A 17,860-nucleotide genomic window follows, 5' to 3' on the forward strand; every position below is an offset into this window, starting at 1 on the left:
TCAGCTCGGCATCGACCACACCGCCGGCAGATCGCCCGCCCGCCACGCGGCGATCACGGCCGCCTCGTGCGGGACCAGCGGGCTGGGTAGGCGGTCGAGGTCGAACCATTCCACCCGGGCGGCCTTGTCCGGCTCGCGGCGGGTGGCCTCGCCGGTGAAGCGGCGGGTGAGGAAGAACATGTCCGCGCGCTGCTCGACCTGGGGGCCGGTGCGCTGGAATCGGTGCAGCGTGGTCAGCGGCACCAGGTCGGCCGGCTGCACGATGATCCCGGCCTCCTCGCGTGCCTCCCGGACGGCCGCCTCGTGGGCCGACTCGCCGGGGTCGACGTGACCGGCCAGGGTGGCCCAGTGGCCGTCGCGGTAGCCGGTGCCGGACCGCAGTTGGAGCAGCAGGCGGTCGCCGTCCAGCACCAGGAGGTAGGCGGCGGCGACCAGCAGGCTCCGGCCGTCGATGTGGTCGTCGGGGGAGTAGCGCTCGGTCACCCGCCGAGTATCGCAGCTACCTAGTGTGATGAAGATCACAGTCGGTTCCGGTGACGGGTCAGGGGCCGAGCGGGATGTTCGAGATATGACTACGCGATCCCCCCTCCGGCGCCGCCTCGCCGCGGTTGCCCTGTCCTGTGCCATGGTGTTCGCCGTTCCCGCGCTGGCCAGCGCGGATGAGGGCGACGGCGACGTGGCGATCACCCCCTACGCGGCCGGGCAGTGCACCGCAGCCCGGTTCTGCATCTGGTCCAACCCCGGCTACTCGGGCGTCTTCTGGAGCACCGGGACCGCCGGGGTGCAGTCGACCAACATGACCACCGCCAAGACGATCTGGAACCGCACCGGCGTGGCGGTGCGGATGTACGCCGTCACCGGTGGTACCGGGAACTGGACCTGCGTGAATGCTGGCACGCTGTTCACCTCGACCGACCTGCCCGTCCGGTCGATCCGTACGATGACGACGGCGATCTGTTAGCGAGTACTTGAAGGTGACGTGGCAGCAGGGGGCGACGCGGGCCAACCCGCCGCGACGGCGAGCACCGTCGCCGCCTTCGGCGAGCTCTACCGGGAGCTCGCACCCCGGCTGCGTGGCTTCATCCGCCGTCAGGTCCCGCCCGACCAGGTCGAGGACGTCCTGTCCGAGGTCTTCCTGGTGGTGTGGCGGCGCTGGGCCGAGCTGCCGGAGCCGGACCGGGTCCGGCCCTGGGTGTACGGCGTGGCCCGCAACAAGGTCCGGCACGCGCACACCGAGCGCGGACGTGCCGCCCAGGGCACGGAGCTGGCGGCCGGCGCGGTGCCGGAGCACGTCCCCGACCCGGCCGACGGCGTGGCCGCGGACGACCGGGCCCGCCGGCTGGTCGCACTGCTGCCGGAGGCCGAGGCGGACGCGATGACCCTGACCGTCTGGGGTGGGCTCACCCCGACCGAGGCGGCGCGGGAGCTGGGCTGCAGCGTGACCGCGGTGACCAGCCGGCTGTCCCGGGCCCGCGCCCGGCTGGCCGGAGCGGTGCAGGACGAACTCGAACAGGAGAGGGGAGGAGCACGATGATCGAGACGGCAGCCGAGCGGCGCGCCCGCGTCGAGGTCGAGGAGCTCGCCGCACTCCTGGGCGAGGCCGGCCTGGGCGGGATCGCCCCCGCCGTCCCCGCGGATGAGGACACCGACCGGGACCGGATCGCGGCGATCACCGGCTCCGCACCGCGGTCCGGTGCCGAGCCGGCGGCGGTGGTGCCATTGCGCCGCCGCCCGCGCTGGACGATCGCCGTCGGCGCCGCCGCCGCGGTGCTGCTCGGCTTCGGGGTGGCGCTGATGCCCTCGCAGCTCGGCGACCCGCCGGCGCAGGCCGCGACCCCGCCGATGCTGGCCTACCCGATCGACCCGGTCACCCTCGCTGCCGGTCGGGGTCCGGCCGCCGGTCCCGAGCTGGCGGAGCTGTCCGCGGTCGCCGCCGCCCAGGTCGATCCGGAACCGGCCGGCGACATCCAGCACACCCGGTCCCAGAGTTGGCTGCTCTCGGTCCGGGTCGAGGCCGACGGCACCACGATGGCGGTGGAGCCGACCATCGGGGAGACCTGGACTGCTCCGGACGGGTCGGCGGTCTTCGTGCAGTGGCGGGGCCCGGGATTGGCACCCTCCGGTGAGCTGGACCGTGATGTCGTGGTGGACACCACCGCCGCGAACGCCCAGGTGGACCGGCTGCCGGCCGGGACGTTCGACGCGGACCAGGTCGCGAACCTCTCCCGCGAGCCCGCCGAACTGCGCCGCCAGTTGCTGGCGTCGCTCGCCACCCTGGGCTGCGACCGGCCGGACTTCCCGGACACCGCCGCCTGCCTGTACCTGGCGATCACCGACCTGGCCGACCGCCTGGTGCTGCCCTCCGACCTGAACGCCGCGCTCTGGCAGATGCTGGCCGACGAGCCCGGGCTCAGCCTCGGCGGCGAGGTGGTCGACCGGCTGGGCGACGGCGCGGTGGCGCTCGCCTTCCCGGTGGCCACCTGGGACACCGACCCGATGCTCCGGGTGCTGCTGATCGACCCGGACACCGGCCGGATCGCCGGCCGGGAGGAGGTCACGTTGTCCTCCGACCTGCTCGAACTGGACCGGCCGGCCGTCACCCAGTTCCGCTACGACCTGACGGTGGACTGGGTCGACCGGATGGGCCCGGACGCCGGCTAGGCGCCGAACTCCACCAGCAGGCCGGGGAACTCCTCGGTCAGCTCCCGGGCCAGGAAGCCGAGCGGCCCGATCCGGGCGGCCAGCCGGTCCCCGGCGGTGGCGTGCAACGCGGTGCCCCAGCTCGCGGCCTGCTCGGGCGGGCAGCCGCCGGCCAGCAGTCCGCCGATCGCGCCGGAGAGCACGTCCCCGCTGCCCGAGGTGCCCAGCCCCGGGTGCCCCGACGCCGTGGCCCAGAGCCGCCCGTCGGGGTGGGCGATCAGGCCGGCGCAGCTGACCACCGCGCCGTAGCGCGCCGCCAGTTGCCCGGCCGCCAGCTCCGGGTCGACGTCGTCGCGCTCCAGCAACCGGGCCGCCTCGGTGAGGTTCGGGGTGAGCACGGTGCCCGCGGGCAGGGTGACCCCGAGCCCCGGCAGCACGCCGAGGGCGAAGGCGTCGATCAGCACCGCGGTGCCGTCGGCGTCCGCGAGCACGGTGGACAGCAGCGCGGCGGCACCCTCCGGCTCGTCCAGCCCCGGTCCGACGATCACCGCATCCGCCCGGGCGATCTCCCGGTCCATCCCCGGCGCCGCCGCACCGGTCGGGGAGCCGTCCGGTCTCTCCGGCAGCGCGAGCGCCCCGGCCTCCGGGAACTGGGCGGCGCAGCTCGGCGCCACGGACTCGGCCACTGCCAGGGTCAGCCGCCCGGCCCCGACCCGGAGCGCGGCGTATCCGGCCAGCAGCACCGCGCCGGGGGTGGGCCGGGCGCCGCCGATCACCAGCACGCCACCACGGTCGTCCTTGCTGCCCGAGCGGTCCGGCAGCGGCCAGTCCCGCAGGGCGGCGGGGGTCAGGGGTGCGGGGGTGGTCATCGCGGGTGTCCTTCCGGTGCGGCCTTGGCATGGCCCTCGGCATCGGTGCCGGGGTGTTCGGTCACGTCGGCGCCGGTGCGGTCCAGGTGCCGGACGTCGTCGGTGCGGGCGGCCGTCCAACCCTGGCCGTCCCGGGTCAGCACGGTCACCGAGGTGTTGCGCACGCTGCCCCGGCCGATCAGGTCGAACAGCTGCTCCTCGTCCAGCTGCTCCAGGATGTAGCGCAGCAACCAGATCACCGCGTCGTGCGCGACCACCAGCACCCGCTCACCCGGCCCGGACTCGATGTCGGCCAGCACCGAGCGCAGCCGCAGGGCGACATCCGTCCAGGACTCGCCGCCCGGCGGCCGGTAGTAGAACTTGCCCAGGTGGTCGCGGCGGGCGGCCTCCAGCGGGAACCGGTCCCGGATCCCGTGGCTGGTCAGGCCGTCGACGATGCCGAGCTCGCGGTCCCGCAGCCGCTCGTCCACCCGGACCGGCAGCGACAGGCCGGCCCGGTCCAGCGCGATCCGGGCCGTCTCCCGGGCACGCAGGTACGGCGAGCACCAGACCGCGTCCGGCAGCGGGTCGCATCCGGCCCAGTGCTCGCCGAGCGCGGCGGCCTGGTCTGCTCCGGTCGGCGACAACGGGGTGTCGGCATCACGGGTGCTGATCCCGACCTCCGCCAGCCCGGCACGCTCCGCCCGGGTGGCGGCCACATTGCCGACGCTCTCTCCGTGCCGCACCAGCCACAGCTCGCTGACCATGCAGGTCACGGTCGCAGCGATGGGGGAGCGGCGCATCCTGGGACACTGTGGCCATGCGCACGGTCTTCGCCTCCGGTTGCCTCGGTCTGGCCCGGCTCCGCTGGGACGGCGGATCGGTCCCGGTGGATCATCCGGTGTGGTCGCGGTGGCAGGCGGAGGGCCGGCTGTTCCAGTTCTGCCCCGAGGTCGCGGCCGGCCTGCCGATCCCGCGCGAACCGGCCGAGATCTCCGGGGGCACCGCCGCCGACGTGCTGGACGGCCGGGCACGGGTGCTGGGCCGGGACGGCAGCGACCTGACCGCGGACTTCCTGCGCGCCGCCGAGCTCGGGCTGGACCAGATCCGCCGCCACCGTCCGGCGCTGGCCGTCCTGGTGGACCGCAGCCCGTCCTGCGGCAGCACCACCGTCTACGACGGCAGCTTCACCGGCACCCGGATCGCGGGCCGCGGGCTGTCCGCCGAGCTGTTGTACCGGGAGGGTGTGCCGCTGTTCACGCCGGAATCCCTGGACGCTGCCGCGGCTGTCATCCTGCGGGAAGATCCGCACTCGGCCGGGTGAGTTCCGCCGAAACCCTCCCGCGCCGCCGCTCCGCGCGTTAGGCTCGCGGCGCGAAGGTCCCGGATCACCCCCTGCTCCGGGGCCTTCGCCTGTTCCCGGGTGGTGTGACGTAGATCACAGAACTCGGATGTGACAACTCCGACTCCCCACCGGATGACCAGATGACACGGTCACGTGTGGAGGGCACTCAGCCGTGTGCGGCCCGTCGGAGTCTGCAGGGGGCGACTCCGGCGGGCCGCCCCTGTGCTCAGCCCCGGTCGACCGGTTCCAGATCGAGGTCCGGGTCAGCGGACGGGCGGTCGGCGTCTACAGCACCCTCGGCTCCCTCGTCCGCCAGTGACGGCATCATCGCCCGCAGCCGGGGCCGCCAGCCGGCGAACCGCTCCGGGAAGCAGCGGCCCAGCAGGTCGACCATCGCCGAGGCGGCGGTGGACGCGCCGGGGGAGGCGCCCAGCAGGCCGGCGATGCTGCCATCGGCGGCGGTGACCAGTTCGGTGCCGAACTCCAGCACGCCGCCGCCGCGCACCGGCTTGATCACCTGGACCCGCTGGCCGGCGGTGATCAGCTCCCAGTCGCCGTCCCGGGCGGTGGGCAGGTACTCGCGCAGGCTGGCGATCCGGCGCCGACGACCGGCCAGCACCTCGGTGATCAGGTAGCGCAGCAGACCGACGTTCTTCAGCCCGACCGAGATCATCGGCCAGATGTTGTCCGGCCGGATGGTGCGCAGCAGGTCGCCCCAGGAGCCGTGCTTGAGGAACTTCATGCTCCACCCGGCGTAGGGGCCGAACAGCAGCGCGTTCTGGCCACCGACCGCACGGGCGTCCAGGTGCGGCACCGACATCGGCGGGGAGCCGACCGCGGCCTTGCCGTAGACCTTCGCGTGGTGCGCGCCGACCAGGTCGGGGTTGCGGGTGCGCAGGAACTGCCCGGCGATCGGGAAGCCGCCGTAGCCGCGGATCTCCCGGATGCCGGAGCGCTGCAGCAGCCGCAGGGCCCCGCCCCCGGCACCGACGAAGACGAAGCGGGCGTTCAGCACCCGCACCGAGCCGGCCGCACGGTCCTGGATCAGCAGCTGCCAGCCGCCGTCCGGCCCGCGGCGCAGGTCCCGGACCTCCTGGCCGGTGCTGACCCGGGTGCCGCGGCCGCCCAGGTCGTCCAGCAGGTGCCGGGTCAGCGCGCCGAAGTCCACGTCCATCCCGTCCGGGGCGCGGGTGGCAGCCACCGGCCCGGGTGTGCGGCCGGCCATGATCAGCGGCGCCCACTCGGCGATGGTCGCCGGGTCGTCGCTGAACTCCATCCCGGCGAACCGGGGGTGGGCGGTCAGGGCGGCGTGCCGGCGACGGAGATAGTCGACATCCCGCTCACCCTGGACGAAGGTCATGTGCGGCACCGGGGTGCGGAAGTCGTCGCCGGGCAGCCGTCCGGTCCCGATCAGGTGGTCCCACAGCTCCGCCGACAGCGAGAACTGCTCGTTGATCCGCACCGCCTTGGCGATGTCGATCGACCCGTCCGGTCGCTCGGGGGTGTAGTTCAGCTCGCACAGGGCGGCGTGACCCGTCCCGGCGTTGTTCCAGGCGTCCGAACTCTCCCGGGCGACGGCGTCGAGGCGTTCGATCACCTCGATCGACCAGGTGGGTTCCAGTTCGGACAGCAGGGTGGCGAGGGTGGCACTCATCACGCCACCGCCGACCAGGGCGACATCGACCTCAGACACGAGGTCGATGGTAACGACCCAACAGGGACCTTCGGCCCACCGGTCGCGGGCTGAGCTCAGTTTTCCGTTCCGTGCGACGCCTCCGGGGTCGGTCCGGGCAGTCCGGCGTCGTACCGCGGCGCCCCCGGACGCAACCACACCCCGCCCGAGTCGGTGCGTTCGACGTCGGTCCAGTGCACCAGGACCGTGCCGCGGTGCCGCCAGCGCAACCAGCGGGCGATCGGCCACGGGGCATTCACGTCGTGCCGCTCGTAGCCGAGGAACGAGCTGCCGGTGCGCGGGCTGACCAGCAGGCCGTGCAGCCGTGGTGCCGCCAGGGTGCCGTCCACCGGCCCGTCCAGCACCAGCCGCACGTCCACCACGTAACCGATCGGGCCGCCGTCGTCGTGCACCGGCAGGTCCAGCAGGTCACTCAGGATCATGACGACCCCCGGGGATCCGCGCGATGATCCGGTCCCGCACCCAGCGTTCGGTCCAGGTGACGGTGAGCTCGTCGGACTCCCGGGCCAGCCGGACCGTGGTGCCGACGTCGGTCACGTCCCGCCAGGCGATCCGCTCCCACCGCGACCGGGGCGGGGTGCCACCGAAGATCCGGGTGCCGAGCACCGGGCCGGCCAACAGCCCGGTCAGCCGCGGCAGGCCCGCCGGATCGACCTCGACCTCGGCATCGGCCACCGTGGTCACCGGCTCGCCGGAACGGTCCAGCACCAGCCGGTCCAGCAGGTGCAGCCGCGCGTCCAGCAGCCGGCCGGGCTGGGCGGGCTCGGGCTGCGGCGCCGGGCCGGCCGCCGGGCCCGGGCGGATCCGTCGCCGGGTCATGCCCCCACCCCCGTGATGATCAGCAGCGGGATCGCCGCGATGCTCGCCGCCAGGATCAGCACCAGGTAGACCAGGCCGAGCGCATTGGTCAGCCGGCCGTTCACCTGGTCGCCCATGTACTCCGGATCGTTGGCCACCACCAGGATCGGCAGATAGGTCAACGGCAGCGCCACCGCGGAGAACACCACCGAGTACTCCGTGATCCGCACCGGGTCGACGCCGGTCATCAGCACCCCCACCCCGATCAGCAGCGCGAGGATCATCGACAGGTGGAACCGGGCGGCCCGGGCCGGGCGGCGGAATTTGCCCCACGACCAGCCCAGGTACTGCGCCAGGGTGTACCCGCCGGACAGCGTGGTCTCCAGCGCGGCGCCGAAGGTCGCGGCGACGATGCCGACGATCACCACCGCCAGCGCCAGCTTGCCGCCCGCCTCGGCCACCGGCAGCACGATCTGGGACAGCGAGCCGACCTCGATCGACAGCGGCATCAGCACCACCGCGGCGCAACCCGCGATCGCCAGCGACAGCAACCCGCCGAGGGGGAAGCCGACCAGCACGTTCAGCCGGGACTGGGACAGGTCCTTGCGGCTCCACTTCTCCTCCACCGCGCCGGAGCTGAAGAAGAACACCTCGTAGGGCGTCATCGCGGCGCCGAACAGCGCGATCGCGTAGTACCAGTACACCGGGGCGGTCTCGCCCTCGGGGATCACCGGGTCCAGCGCCTGGGAGGCCAGCTCGCCCCAGTCCGGCCCGAGCAGGAACAGCGCCACCGCGAACACCACCAGGCACAGCCCGAGCAGCCCGGTGACGTTCTCCATCACCTGGAACTTGGCCCGCCAGATCACCAGCCAGACCGCCAGCGCCGCCACCGGCACCCACAGCCGCGGTTCGACACTGCTGGCCAGTTGCAGGGCCAGCGCGATGCCGCCCACCTCGGCGGTGAGGGTGAGCAGGTTGATCACGAAGCTGGCCGACAGGTTCGCCAGCGCGGTCCGCGGGCCCAGGCGCTCACGGATGATCTCGAACGTCGCCCGCCCACTGACCGCGGCGACCCGGCCGGACATCTGCGCGAACAGGCAGATCCCGACCACCCCGACCAGCACCGCCCAGGCCAGCGACATGCCGAACCGTGATCCGACCACCGCATTCGTGACCAGGTCGCCGATGTCCAGGAAGCCGCCGATCGCGGTCAGCACGCCGAGGGCGACCCCGAGCAGGCGCTTCATGCCGCCGCCGCCAGCTGCGCGACCGCACCGGCCGCCGCGTCCAGATCGCGGAGCACCTGCGGCGGCACCTCGGTCCGGGCGCCGGGATCGCCGGTGATCCACGCCCCGGCGGCCACCACCGCCGTGGTGGCGTCCTGCACCGCGGCCAGCAACTCGTCCCGGGTCTGCCCGGTGGCCGCATCGGGCGGGGACAGGGTGGTCAGGGTGCGGGTGGCCTGCTCCAGCACCCGGATCGAGTCCGCCTGGGTGGTGTCGGCGACCGCCGGGGTGATCCGGTCCTCGCCGAGTAGCCGGACCGCGGTGCGCACGGTGGTCACCGCGGACGCGGCCTGGTCCCCGGCGTCGGACAGGCTCGCGGCCACCTCGGCCGGGTCGCGGTGCTGCTCACCGACCGCGCAGCCGCCGAGCAGCAGCGCCAGCGCCACGGCGATCAGTCCTCGCACCCCTGTCATGCCCCGCATCGTGCTCGCGCCCGGCGGGGTCCGCATCTGCGGGTGCGAACGGGAGGTCACGGTGCGACCGTGGGGCCATGACCACTGACAACGACCCCCAGGGCTACGACCCCGAGCAGGACCCGGACAGCGACCCGGAGATGCTCAACCCGCGCACCGGCGCCCAGGCGGCCGGCGGAGAAGCGGACGGCGACGCCGACACCGACGCCGAGCCGGACAACCTCAACCCCCGATCGTGACCGGGATCGATCGCCACCAGCTGCGGATCTACCTGGCCGACCACCTCTCCGGCGCCTCGGCCGGGGCGGCCCGGATCCGGCGGATGGCGCAGGCCTACCGCGATACTCCGCTCGGACCGGAGCTGGCCCGGGTCGCCGAGGAGATCTCCGGCGAGCGGGACTGGTTGGAGCAGTCGATGCGGGAGTGGGACCTGCCCCCGCACCGGCTCAAGCAGCTGGTGGTCAGCGCCGGTGAGCGGATCGGCCGGCTCAAACCGAACGGCCGGGTGGTCACCCCCGCGCCGATGACCGCGGTGCTGGAGCTGGAACTGATGCGCTCCGCGGTGGCCGGCAAGCGCGGGCTGTGGGAGACGCTGCGGGTGTACGCCGAACCGCTCGGCCTGGACCCGGCCCGCCCCGCGGAGTTGATCGCGACCGCGGACGAGCAGATCGCCACCCTCAGCCGGCTGGGCGAGCGGGCCCGGCAGCGCGCGTTCCGGAGCGCGGCATGAGAGTCGTCGTGGTGGGGGCCAGCGGGAACGTCGGCACCGCGGTGCTGCGCCGGCTGCGCCGGGACGAGACTGTCACCTCGGTGGTGGCGCTCGCCCGCCGGGTGCCGCACACCGCGGCGCCCGCGCCCTACGACGTCGCCGAGTGGCGGCCGGTCGACCTGGCGGCGGGTGGGCCGGACGAGCGCACCATCGACCACCTGCGCCGGGCGTTCGCCGGGGCCGATGCGGTCGTGCACCTGGCCTGGGCGATCCAGCCCAGCCACGACCGGGACCGGCTGCGCCGGGTGAACGTCGAGGGCAGCCGCCGGGTGATCGAGGCCGCCGTGCTGGCCGGGGTGCCGCACCTGGTCACGGTGTCCTCGGTGGGCGCCTACTCGCCGGTGTACGACGACGTCCCCCGGGACGAGAGCTGGCCGACCGACGGCATCCGCAGCTCGGACTACAGCCAGGACAAGGCCGCCCAGGAGCGCCTGCTGGACGAGGCCGAACGGCGGCACACCGGCCTGCGGATCGCCCGGGTACGGCCGGCCCTGGTGTTCCAGCACGCGGCCGGCCCGGAGGTGAAGCGGCTGTTCCTCGGCCCGTTCGTGCCCCGCCGGATCCTGGCCGGACAGCTGCCGGTGCTGCCGTGGCCGGAGGGCCTGCGGGTCCAGGCGGTGCACGGCGACGACCTGGCCGACGGCATCCGCGAGGTGATCGTCCGCCAGGCCACCGGCCCGTTCAACCTGGCCGGCACCGGGATCATCCGGGCCGCCGACGCCGCCCAGGTGCTCTCCGGCGGGAACTGGCGGGAGGTGCCGCACGCCCCGGTGCGCCGGGCACTGTGGGCCGCCTGGCAGCTCCGGCTGGCGCCGATCGGACCCGGCTGGTTCGACATGGCCGCCGCAGCGCCCCTGCTGGACACCTCCCGCGCCGAACGTGAACTCGACTTCCGGCCGCAGTGGAGCTCGGTCGCCGCGATGCGGGACCTGCTGGACGGGATGCTGAACGGCCGGGGGACCGCCAGCCCGCCGCTGAAGCGGTGACCGGCATGGATCACGAGCAGGGAGTGTTGCACCGCCGTGACTGCTGACGACGCCGAACGCTGCGAGGCCGGCCCGGGTGGACTGCCCGAGCCCGCCGCACGCCCCGAGGGACCCGCCCGCCTGGTGCTCGGCGACCCGGACGCCCCGGTGACCGTGACCGAGTTCGGCGACCTGGAGTGCCCGTACTGCCGCCAGGCCGAGGAGCCCCTGCGCCGCCTGGTCGCCGAGTCCGACGGCCGGGTCCGCCTGGTCTGGCGGCACTTCCCACTGTTCCAGGTGCACCCGCACGCCCTGATCGCCGCGCTCGCGGTGGAGGCCGCCGCCGACCAGGGGATGTTCTGGCCGATGCAGCAGGCGCTGTTCGCCCAGCAGGGCCGTCTGACCGAGCCCGACCTGCGCGGCGTGGCCCGCACCCTCGGCCTGGACCCGGACTCCGTCGCCGGGCCGGTCGCCCAGGAGCGCTATGCCGCGCGGGTGGAGGCGGACTACGTCGCGGGGCTGGACCTCGGGGTGGCCGGGACGCCGACGATCTTCATCCAGGGCGAGCCGTACCAGGGGCCGCTCACGCTCGCCGGGCTGCGGCGGGCACTGCCGGCGACGGTCTGAGGACGTCGAGGGGTCGGGCGGGGCGCGCAGAACCGTCCGATTCGGAGTGGAACGACCAGGCAGCGCGGGCCGCGGCTCAGAACGGGATGACCTCGTCCGCTGGGTCGGTGCCCGAGGTGGTGTGTCCCCGCCGGTCCGTTCCGGGTGGCTGTCCGGGTCGGCCGGGCAGCCTGTGGTGTTCACCGTCACGTCCGGGCACGGAGACGAATCGCCGGGTCAGGCTGGTCCACACGATCTGCCCGGCCGTGGTCTGTTCGATCCGGTGCCCGGCGTGCGTGCGGAGCAGGTGGTCGCGTCGGCACAGCGGTGCCAGGTTGCCCGCCGAGGTGGTTCCGCCGTCGCCGTAGGGGATCGTGTGGTCGAGGTCGCAGTGGGTGGCGGGCACCGTGCAGCCGGGTCTGGCGCAGGTCCGGTCCCGGGCGATCACGTGGTCGGCGAGCTCCTTCGGCGGTCGGTATCGGGTTCGCCCGACGTCGAGGACTGCCCCGGACAGGGGGTCGGTGACCAGTCGCCGCCACACGCCCCCTGCGGCCAGCGCCCGGGCGGTGAGCGCGTCGATCGGGCCGTGGCCGTCCAGGTCGGCCGGTTCCTGGTCCGCACCGATCAGGGTGGAGAGCGCCACGGTCACCCGGACCTCGGCCCGGGGCGGGACCACCGACGGAGCCCGATGCGCCGGGCCTGCACCCTCGCCGGCGGTGGTGTTGTCGCCCTCGCCGGCCGTGGTGTCATGGCTCTTGTCGGTGTCGGTGTGCTGGCCGGTGCCGTCTCCGGTGTGCTGACAGGTGCAGCTGCCGGTGGCGGCGTCGGCGTCCTGGCCCTGCCCGGCATCGTGGTGGGTGTGGTGGTCCGGTTGCAGGGGTGCCCACGCCGGTCCGACCAGCGCCGCGTCGAGCAGGGCGTCGGCGCGCAGCTGGGCGACGGTGCGGGGGTCCCCAGCCCGGCGCAGGGCGTGGGCGGAGGCGTTGAGAGCGTGGTCCAACCGGGTGGCGTCGGGGGCGGGTAGGCAGGCCCAGATCCCGGCCATCCCGTTGCCCAGTGCGGTGGGCCGCCCGACGTGCCGGTCCGCCCGGCCTCGTTGGTGTCGTCGCGCCCCACCCTCGGGGTCGATCCGCAGCAACGCCTTCTCGATGTCCCTCGCCAGTTGTGCCGGGGTCCGCTCACCGGCCCTGGGCAGGACGCTGGCCTCGACGTCCTCGACGGTGAACAGGTCGAACCCGTCCAGGGCGCGCACCATGACCCGGGCGCGGGCGGCATCGATCCGCCCGGTGCGCAACGCCTCACCGGTACCGAACAACCGCTGCTCATAGGCCAGGCCCTCGTCCACCAGCGCCCGCGCCGAGCGGCGACCGATGCCCAGACAGATCGCCAACTCGTCCGGGGCGGTGTTCGGCTGGTGCACCGCGGTGGGCCAGTCGGGGTTCATCTGCGGGCGGCGAGCCAGCTGCGCGGCCACCCGCGCGGCGACGGCGTGCGCCCAGGACTCCAGTCGCCGCGCCGCGGCCGCGACCTCCGGCAGGTCCAGCAGGTCCACCGCGTCCAGATCGATGTCCGCCAGCAGGGCGGCCAGCACCGGCCCGTTCTCGGCGCCGAGCATCGAGTCCACCTGCGCCCGCGGGTCCATCGAGGGGTAGGCGGTGGCCTGCTCCGCGGCGGTCCGGGCCGCCACCACCGGGTCGTCCACCCACCGGGGCGGGGCGTCCTCGATCGGCTCGCGCAGATCCTCCCCGTCCAGCCACCACAGGTCGCCACCGACATCCCAGGGGTCGGTGAACACCCGCGCACGCGACCGCACCGGGAGCTCCCGGGGATCGCATTCGCGCAGGTCAACCGCCATGAAACGACACTAGCCGCCACCACTGACACGCCGGCGTGCGAGCCGCCCCGCACCCGACCACAGCAACCCGCCGGACCGCTCCGACCCCCGTGCGCGTCCCGCTAGACCGACCCGACCGCCCACGGCCCGGTCGGCAACCGGCTGGGCAGCGCCTCCTCCGGGGAGCACAGCGGCAGCTTGTTGCCCAGCACCCGCAGCAGCACGCTGCCGAGCACCGCGGCGACCAGCGATCCCGCCAGGATGCCGATCTTGGCCTGCTCCTGCATCGCACCCTCGAAGGCCAGCTCGGCGATGAACAGCGAGATGGTGAACCCGATCCCGGCCAGCACCGCCCCGCCGAGCAGGTGCCCCCACCGCACCCGCCCGGGCAACCGCCCCAGCCCGGTGCGGATCGCCAGGGTGGCCGCCCCGGTGATGCCGATCGTGTTCCCGGCCACCAGGGCCACCGCCACGCCGATGGTCACCGGCGACCCGGCCGCCGCCCGCAGCGCCTCCGGGTCGAGCCGTACCCCGGCGTTGGCCAGCCCGAACACCGGCACGATCGCGAAGGCGCTCCAGGGGTGCAGCAGCCGTTGCAGCCGTTCACTGGCCGGGACGGCGGCCCGGGCGGCGAGCTCGGTGAGGTGTTCGCGGTCCGCGGTGGTCTCGGCGACCAGGCCGTCGGCCCAGCGCGGCACCTGCTCCACGTGTTCGCGGGCCATCGAGCGCGACGGCAGCAGCAGCCCGACCAGCACCCCGGCCAGGGTGGCGTGCACCCCGGAGGCGTTCACCGCGAACCACAGCGCGATCCCGATCAGCGCGTACGGCGTCAGCCGCCACACCCCGAGCCAGCGCAGCACCAGCAGGGCGACCACCAGCACGGCGGCGATGCCGAGCGCGGGCCAGACCACCCCGTCGGTGTAGAACACCGCCATCACGGTGATCGCGCCGATGTCGTCGACGATCGCCAGGGTGAGCAGGAACAGTCGTAGCCGGTCCGGGCAGGCCGGGCCGAACAGCGCCAGGATGCCGACCAGGAAGGCGGTGTCCGTGCTCATCACCACGCCCCAGCCGTGTGCGGCGTCGGTGCCGGCATTGAACGCCAGGTAGATCAGCGCGGGCACCGCCAGACCGCCGAGCGCGCCCAGGGCGGGCACCGCGATGGTCCGCCGGTCGCGCAGTTCACCGCTGGTGACCTCCCGGTTGATCTCCAGCCCGACCACGCAGAAGAACACCGCCATCGCGGCGTCGTTCACCCAGTGGTGCAGGCTCAGATCCAGGCCCCAGGAGCCCAGGTGGAAGCCCGCCGAGGTCGACCACAGCGCGTCGTACCCGTCGGCCCACGGGCTGTTCGCCCAGACCAGCGCCACCACGGTCGCGGCGAGCAGCGCCATCGCGGACCCGGCCTCGGTCGCCAGGAAGTCCCGCACCGAGGGGTTCACCCCCGGCAGCCGCACCCGCAGCGACGGACCCGGGGTCAGCGGGCCGGTCGGCGCCACCGGCAGCGGCTCGGCCTGGGCGGCCGCGGCGGGCTGCGGTTCCTCCTCGGTGGTGGTTCCCTCTCCGGTGGCTCCGGCGGTCACGAGCGGCTCCCTGCAGACGTTCCACGGCTGACGTTCCCTTCCCCGACCGGTGGCAACGCGCCCGGTCCGGCCAGTATGCCCACCTGCGCCGGAGTCGCACCCGGATGCGACGATGGGCGCCATGAGCACCGCACCGCGCACCGCACTCGTCACCGGCGCCGGCCGGGGGATCGGCCGGGGGATCGCCCTCGGCCTGGCCGCCACCGGCTGGGAGCTGGCCCTGGTCGGCCGCACCCCCGAGCACCTGGACGCGGTCGCCGCCGAGATCCGCGCCGCCCACCCGGGCCGCACCGTGCTGACCCTGCCCGCGGACGTGACCGACACCGCCCAGGTCTCGGCCGCGGTCGCTGCCGCCGAGGACGGACTGCCCGGTGGGATCGGCCTGGTGGTGAACAACGCCGGGGTGATCGAGCGGCAGGAGACCGACCTGGCCGCCGACGACGTCGAGGACGTCTGGCGGGTGATCGAGACCAACGTGCGCGGCCCGCTGCTGGTCAGCCACGCCGTGCTGCCGGGGATGCTGGCCCGGGGCAGCGGACACGTGGTCAACATCAACTCCGGTTCCGGCCACCGGCCGTCCGGGGTGTACACCGGCTACGGGATCAGCAAGGGCGCGCTGGCCCGGCTGACCACCATGATCAACGCGCAGTACGCCGACCGCGGCGTGACGGTGCTCGACCTGGCACCGGGGGTGGTGGTCACCGACATGACCCAGGCGATGCCGCTGCACGACGGCCGCGAGCAGTGGACGCCGGTGTCGGCCAGCGTCGAGCTGATCGACGCCTTCGGCTCCGGCCGGCTGGACGCGCTCTCCGGCCGGTTCGTCCGGGCCGGCACCGACACCGTCGACAGCCTGCTGGCCCACGCGGAGCAGATCCGCGACCGGGACGCCCGCACCCTGCGCCTGGCGGCCTGGGGCGAGGACGACCCGGTGGCCTAGAGCGCCGCCGAGCCGAGCTGGGCCGGGACGTTCCCGCCGTGACCGCCCGCCCGGAGCTCCGCCCGCAGTCGCTCGGCCGCCGCGTCCAGCTGCTCGGCGGGCAGGTCGTGCCGGGCGTGGTCGAAGCTGAGCTGCTGCTCGCCCCAGGCCGGCAGCACGTGCAGGTGCAGGTGCGGCACCTCGAAGCCGGCGACCAGGAGCGCGGCCCGCGGGGCGTCGAAGGCCTGCTGCTGGGCGGTGCCGACGATCTTGGCCACCCGCATCAGGTGCGCGAGCAGGTCGTCGTCGGCATCGGTGAACCGGGCGACCTCCTGCCGGGGCACCACCAGCACATGGCCGTCGGTGATCGGCGCGATGGTGGCGAAGGCGACGCAGCGGTCGTCGGCCCAGACGAACCGGCCCGGGATCTCGCCGTCGATGATGCGGGTGAACAGGGTGCTCATGCGGCCACGGTACTCAGCCGCCCAGGTCGTGCAGCTTGCGGGTGACCTTCAGGACGGTGTTCCAGTTCCGGCCCGACCCCTTGGCCCCGGCGGTGCGGTCCAGCACCTTGCCGGTCAGCCGGGAGGTGCCGATGCCGTCGGTGTAGTCGATGTAGCCCTCCTCGCCGTGGAAGGTGGTCGCCTCCGGGCCGTAGGCGCTCAGGTCCGGGACCCCCGCGGTGACCGGGCCGTCGTAGAACATCACCACCAGCCGGGACGGGCGTTCGGCGGCGGCCTGCGGGTACGGGTTGGCCGCGACCACGGCGTCCATCTGGGCGGCGGTGCGCAGCACCAGGCCGAGCGGCAGGTCCAACTCCGCGCGCAGGTGGTCGGTCAGCTCGGTGACCAGGTCGGCGCGGGTGCCGGACCAGCCGGCCCGCGGTCGCAGCAGCAGGTTCCCGGTGGCCAGCCAGGTGCCGACGTCGCGGTGGCCGAGGGCGGCGGTCACCTCGCGCAGCCGGGGCATCGGCACCATGCCGTAGCGGCCGAGGTTCACCGCCTGCAGCAGGGCGACCACGGGGGTGTCCTCGGCGAGCTGTCCGGTCATCCCGGCACTGTGCCCCCTAGCCGGCCCGAGGTCCAGCGCTCAGCCGGGGCGGATGTCCACCCAGACCGGTCCGCCGCGGGTGCCCGCCGTGGTTAGCGTGCGATCGACACCCGCCGACAGGAGCCCCGCATGTTCCCGCCACCCGTTCCCCATGCCGCCCTGCCCCCCTCGTCCCGCGGCGCCGAACAGCGCGGCATGGTCGCCGTCTGCCTGGCCGGTGCCGTGGTGGTGCTGGGGTCGGTGGTCAGGGTGATCACCCACTGGATGGTGTACACCGCATCGTCACAGGGCTCGATGGATCAGTTCCGGGTGGTGAACTTCCTGGACTCCGCGTGGACGGTGCTCGCGCTGGCGCTGGCCGGGGCCGGGCTCGGGCTCGGGCTCAGCGCACTGATCGGTCCCCGGTCGACCCGGGCACGCGTGCTGGGTGCGCTCGCCACCGGGGTGTGCGGCTACGCGCTGATCACCCATCTGGTCGGGCTCGGGCTCACGATGAGCACGAGCCTGTTCGACTAGAGGTAGCGCAGCGGGTCGAACTCCTCCAGGGGGATGATCCGCAGCCGGGGCAGCGTGACGTTGAACGCCTTGACGTCGGTCTCCAGGTCGAAGGTCTCCAGCCCGTCCTCGACCAGGTGCGACAGCTGGTTGCTGGTGAACTCGCGGAAGGCGAGCAGGCCGACCCGCCGGTCGTCGTCGTCGAGCAGCGCCTCCATCTCGGGGGCGAAGTCGCCGTCGTGCGAGGCCAGCAGCACGTCGCCCTCGCGCTCGGCCAGGGCGGCCAGGGTGCGCTTGATGCCGATGTCGACGACCTTGCCCTCACCGGCCAGCGGGATCGGCTGGAACCCGATCGCCAGCAGCGCCTGGACGAAGGACATCGGCAGCGTGCCGCTGGTGGCGTTGAGGAAGAACAGGCCCTTGGTCTCCTGGCCCCAGGTGCGCTGGGCGAAGTCGAGCACCCGCTCCCACCGTGGCCGCTGCTCCGGCGTCGGCCGCCCGTTGAGGATCGAGGATCCGAGCGTGGCGTCGATGTTCTCGCCGTCGACCAGGAGGTAGGTGCTCCGCATGGGCTCAGCGTACGGGCGGTCGGCCACAATGAGGCGGCTGACCCCGA

General features: G+C 74.0%; 23 protein-coding genes. 10 read left to right on the forward strand and 13 right to left on the reverse strand.

Annotated features, from left to right (window positions below):
* The gene (locus HGA03_RS07190; protein ID WP_239073613.1) at positions 1-483 is read right to left on the reverse strand and encodes an NUDIX hydrolase; all 483 of its coding nucleotides are present in this window, start codon (positions 481-483) and stop codon (positions 1-3) included.
* Positions 484-628: 145 nt separating this feature from the next.
* Here HGA03_RS07190 and HGA03_RS07195 point away from each other — a divergent pair, with 145 nt between their 5' ends.
* The 3 genes from HGA03_RS07195 to HGA03_RS07205 are packed head-to-tail and all read left to right on the forward strand — an operon-like array spanning position 629 to position 2,661.
* The gene (locus tag HGA03_RS07195; RefSeq protein WP_168629585.1) at positions 629-961 is read left to right on the forward strand and encodes a peptidase inhibitor family I36 protein; all 333 of its coding nucleotides are present in this window, start codon (positions 629-631) and stop codon (positions 959-961) included.
* Between the two features lie 18 nt (positions 962-979).
* The gene (locus tag HGA03_RS07200; RefSeq protein WP_168629586.1) at positions 980-1,534 is read left to right on the forward strand and encodes an RNA polymerase sigma factor; all 555 of its coding nucleotides are present in this window, start codon (positions 980-982) and stop codon (positions 1,532-1,534) included.
* Complete coding sequence (locus HGA03_RS07205) at positions 1,531-2,661, forward strand: hypothetical protein (RefSeq protein ID WP_168629587.1); 1,131 nt, start codon at positions 1,531-1,533, stop codon at positions 2,659-2,661. Before HGA03_RS07200 ends, HGA03_RS07205 begins: the two co-directional genes overlap by 4 nt.
* Here the strand turns inward: HGA03_RS07205 and HGA03_RS07210 are convergent.
* Positions 2,658-3,509 (reverse strand): NAD(P)H-hydrate dehydratase, encoded by an 852-nt coding sequence (locus HGA03_RS07210; RefSeq protein WP_168629588.1) that lies wholly within the window; start codon positions 3,507-3,509, stop codon positions 2,658-2,660. The two genes, HGA03_RS07205 and HGA03_RS07210, sit on opposite strands and share 4 nt — an antisense overlap.
* Entirely contained in the window at positions 3,506-4,291 is a 786-nt protein-coding gene (locus HGA03_RS07215; RefSeq protein WP_239073614.1) for a histidine phosphatase family protein, read from the reverse strand. Before HGA03_RS07215 ends, HGA03_RS07210 begins: the two co-directional genes overlap by 4 nt.
* Before the next feature lie 17 nt (positions 4,292-4,308).
* Between HGA03_RS07215 and HGA03_RS07220 the strand changes: the two genes are divergently transcribed.
* Entirely contained in the window at positions 4,309-4,812 is a 504-nt protein-coding gene (locus HGA03_RS07220) for a 2-thiouracil desulfurase family protein (protein ID WP_168629589.1), read from the forward strand.
* Between the two features lie 247 nt (positions 4,813-5,059).
* Here HGA03_RS07220 and mqo read toward each other — a convergent pair whose 3' ends face one another.
* The 5 genes from mqo to HGA03_RS19295 are packed head-to-tail and all read right to left on the reverse strand — an operon-like array spanning position 5,060 to position 9,023.
* Positions 5,060-6,526, reverse strand: coding sequence for a malate dehydrogenase (quinone) (gene mqo / locus HGA03_RS07225; RefSeq protein WP_275407596.1), 1,467 nt, complete (start codon positions 6,524-6,526; stop codon positions 5,060-5,062).
* 56 nt (positions 6,527-6,582) lie between these two features.
* Complete coding sequence (locus HGA03_RS07230; protein WP_168629590.1) at positions 6,583-6,948, reverse strand: PRC-barrel domain containing protein; 366 nt, start codon at positions 6,946-6,948, stop codon at positions 6,583-6,585.
* Entirely contained in the window at positions 6,935-7,345 is a 411-nt protein-coding gene (locus tag HGA03_RS07235; protein WP_168629591.1) for a hypothetical protein, read from the reverse strand. Before HGA03_RS07235 ends, HGA03_RS07230 begins: the two co-directional genes overlap by 14 nt.
* Entirely contained in the window at positions 7,342-8,571 is a 1,230-nt protein-coding gene (locus HGA03_RS07240; protein ID WP_168629592.1) for an Nramp family divalent metal transporter, read from the reverse strand. The genes HGA03_RS07235 and HGA03_RS07240 overlap by 4 nt, the downstream gene beginning before the upstream one ends.
* Entirely contained in the window at positions 8,568-9,023 is a 456-nt protein-coding gene (locus HGA03_RS19295) for a hypothetical protein (RefSeq protein WP_168629593.1), read from the reverse strand. The genes HGA03_RS07240 and HGA03_RS19295 overlap by 4 nt, the downstream gene beginning before the upstream one ends.
* Before the next feature lie 77 nt (positions 9,024-9,100).
* Here HGA03_RS19295 and HGA03_RS07250 point away from each other — a divergent pair, with 77 nt between their 5' ends.
* The 4 genes from HGA03_RS07250 to HGA03_RS07265 are packed head-to-tail and all read left to right on the forward strand — an operon-like array spanning position 9,101 to position 11,384.
* Positions 9,101-9,262 carry a hypothetical protein gene (locus tag HGA03_RS07250; protein WP_168629594.1) on the forward strand — a complete coding sequence of 54 codons (162 nt, stop codon included), beginning with the start codon at positions 9,101-9,103 and terminating at the stop codon, positions 9,260-9,262.
* Positions 9,259-9,753 (forward strand): hypothetical protein, encoded by a 495-nt coding sequence (locus tag HGA03_RS07255; protein ID WP_168629595.1) that lies wholly within the window; start codon positions 9,259-9,261, stop codon positions 9,751-9,753. The genes HGA03_RS07250 and HGA03_RS07255 overlap by 4 nt, the downstream gene beginning before the upstream one ends.
* On the forward strand, positions 9,750-10,778 hold the full coding sequence (locus HGA03_RS07260; RefSeq protein WP_168629596.1) for an NAD-dependent epimerase/dehydratase family protein: 1,029 nt from the start codon (positions 9,750-9,752) through the stop codon (positions 10,776-10,778). Before HGA03_RS07255 ends, HGA03_RS07260 begins: the two co-directional genes overlap by 4 nt.
* 36 nt (positions 10,779-10,814) lie before the next feature.
* Positions 10,815-11,384 carry a DsbA family protein gene (locus HGA03_RS07265; protein ID WP_239073615.1) on the forward strand — a complete coding sequence of 190 codons (570 nt, stop codon included), beginning with the start codon at positions 10,815-10,817 and terminating at the stop codon, positions 11,382-11,384.
* 76 nt (positions 11,385-11,460) lie between these two features.
* Here the strand turns inward: HGA03_RS07265 and HGA03_RS07270 are convergent, their stop codons facing one another.
* Together HGA03_RS07270 and nhaA are read right to left on the reverse strand one after the other, a co-directional pair.
* Entirely contained in the window at positions 11,461-13,218 is a 1,758-nt protein-coding gene (locus HGA03_RS07270; protein ID WP_168629597.1) for an HNH endonuclease signature motif containing protein, read from the reverse strand.
* A gap of 101 nt (positions 13,219-13,319) precedes the next feature.
* Entirely contained in the window at positions 13,320-14,780 is a 1,461-nt protein-coding gene (nhaA, locus tag HGA03_RS07275) for a Na+/H+ antiporter NhaA (protein WP_239073616.1), read from the reverse strand.
* 121 nt (positions 14,781-14,901) lie between these two features.
* On the opposite strand from nhaA, the gene HGA03_RS07280 reads away from it, so the two are divergent.
* The gene (locus tag HGA03_RS07280) at positions 14,902-15,720 is read left to right on the forward strand and encodes an SDR family NAD(P)-dependent oxidoreductase (protein WP_239073617.1); all 819 of its coding nucleotides are present in this window, start codon (positions 14,902-14,904) and stop codon (positions 15,718-15,720) included.
* Here the strand turns inward: HGA03_RS07280 and HGA03_RS07285 are convergent.
* On the reverse strand, positions 15,717-16,163 hold the full coding sequence (locus HGA03_RS07285) for an HIT family protein (RefSeq protein ID WP_168629600.1): 447 nt from the start codon (positions 16,161-16,163) through the stop codon (positions 15,717-15,719). The two genes, HGA03_RS07280 and HGA03_RS07285, sit on opposite strands and share 4 nt — an antisense overlap.
* Before the next feature lie 13 nt (positions 16,164-16,176).
* Positions 16,177-16,749, reverse strand: a complete 573-nt coding sequence (locus HGA03_RS07290; RefSeq protein ID WP_168629601.1) for a DUF1697 domain-containing protein — start codon at positions 16,747-16,749, stop codon at positions 16,177-16,179.
* A gap of 129 nt (positions 16,750-16,878) precedes the next feature.
* On the opposite strand from HGA03_RS07290, the gene HGA03_RS07295 reads away from it, so the two are divergent.
* Positions 16,879-17,265, forward strand: coding sequence for a hypothetical protein (locus HGA03_RS07295; protein WP_168629602.1), 387 nt, complete (start codon positions 16,879-16,881; stop codon positions 17,263-17,265).
* Here the strand turns inward: HGA03_RS07295 and HGA03_RS07300 are convergent.
* Complete coding sequence (locus tag HGA03_RS07300) at positions 17,262-17,813, reverse strand: NYN domain-containing protein (protein ID WP_168629603.1); 552 nt, start codon at positions 17,811-17,813, stop codon at positions 17,262-17,264. The two genes, HGA03_RS07295 and HGA03_RS07300, sit on opposite strands and share 4 nt — an antisense overlap.
* Between the last annotated feature and the right edge of the window lie 47 nt (positions 17,814-17,860).

It is taken from the genome of Cellulomonas denverensis (assembly GCF_012396125.1).
GTDB classification, from domain to species: domain Bacteria; phylum Actinomycetota; class Actinomycetes; order Actinomycetales; family Cellulomonadaceae; genus Cellulomonas; species Cellulomonas denverensis.

Coding starts and splice junctions, on each gene's coding strand:
- HGA03_RS07205 (WP_168629587.1), top strand. CDS start 1,531: ATGATCGAGACGGCAGCCGAGCGGCGCGCCCGCGTCGAGGTCGAGGAG.
- HGA03_RS07210 (WP_168629588.1), bottom strand. CDS start 3,509: ATGACCACCCCCGCACCCCTGACCCCCGCCGCCCTGCGGGACTGGCCG.
- HGA03_RS07215 (WP_239073614.1), bottom strand. CDS start 4,291: ATGCGCCGCTCCCCCATCGCTGCGACCGTGACCTGCATGGTCAGCGAG.
- HGA03_RS07220 (WP_168629589.1), top strand. CDS start 4,309: ATGCGCACGGTCTTCGCCTCCGGTTGCCTCGGTCTGGCCCGGCTCCGC.
- HGA03_RS07230 (WP_168629590.1), bottom strand. CDS start 6,948: ATGATCCTGAGTGACCTGCTGGACCTGCCGGTGCACGACGACGGCGGC.
- HGA03_RS07235 (WP_168629591.1), bottom strand. CDS start 7,345: ATGACCCGGCGACGGATCCGCCCGGGCCCGGCGGCCGGCCCGGCGCCG.
- HGA03_RS07240 (WP_168629592.1), bottom strand. CDS start 8,571: ATGAAGCGCCTGCTCGGGGTCGCCCTCGGCGTGCTGACCGCGATCGGC.
- HGA03_RS19295 (WP_168629593.1), bottom strand. CDS start 9,023: ATGACAGGGGTGCGAGGACTGATCGCCGTGGCGCTGGCGCTGCTGCTC.
- HGA03_RS07250 (WP_168629594.1), top strand. CDS start 9,101: ATGACCACTGACAACGACCCCCAGGGCTACGACCCCGAGCAGGACCCG.
- HGA03_RS07260 (WP_168629596.1), top strand. CDS start 9,750: ATGAGAGTCGTCGTGGTGGGGGCCAGCGGGAACGTCGGCACCGCGGTG.
- HGA03_RS07270 (WP_168629597.1), bottom strand. CDS start 13,218: ATGGCGGTTGACCTGCGCGAATGCGATCCCCGGGAGCTCCCGGTGCGG.
- HGA03_RS07280 (WP_239073617.1), top strand. CDS start 14,902: ATGAGCACCGCACCGCGCACCGCACTCGTCACCGGCGCCGGCCGGGGG.
- HGA03_RS07285 (WP_168629600.1), bottom strand. CDS start 16,163: ATGAGCACCCTGTTCACCCGCATCATCGACGGCGAGATCCCGGGCCGG.
- HGA03_RS07290 (WP_168629601.1), bottom strand. CDS start 16,749: ATGACCGGACAGCTCGCCGAGGACACCCCCGTGGTCGCCCTGCTGCAG.
- HGA03_RS07295 (WP_168629602.1), top strand. CDS start 16,879: ATGTTCCCGCCACCCGTTCCCCATGCCGCCCTGCCCCCCTCGTCCCGC.
- HGA03_RS07300 (WP_168629603.1), bottom strand. CDS start 17,813: ATGCGGAGCACCTACCTCCTGGTCGACGGCGAGAACATCGACGCCACG.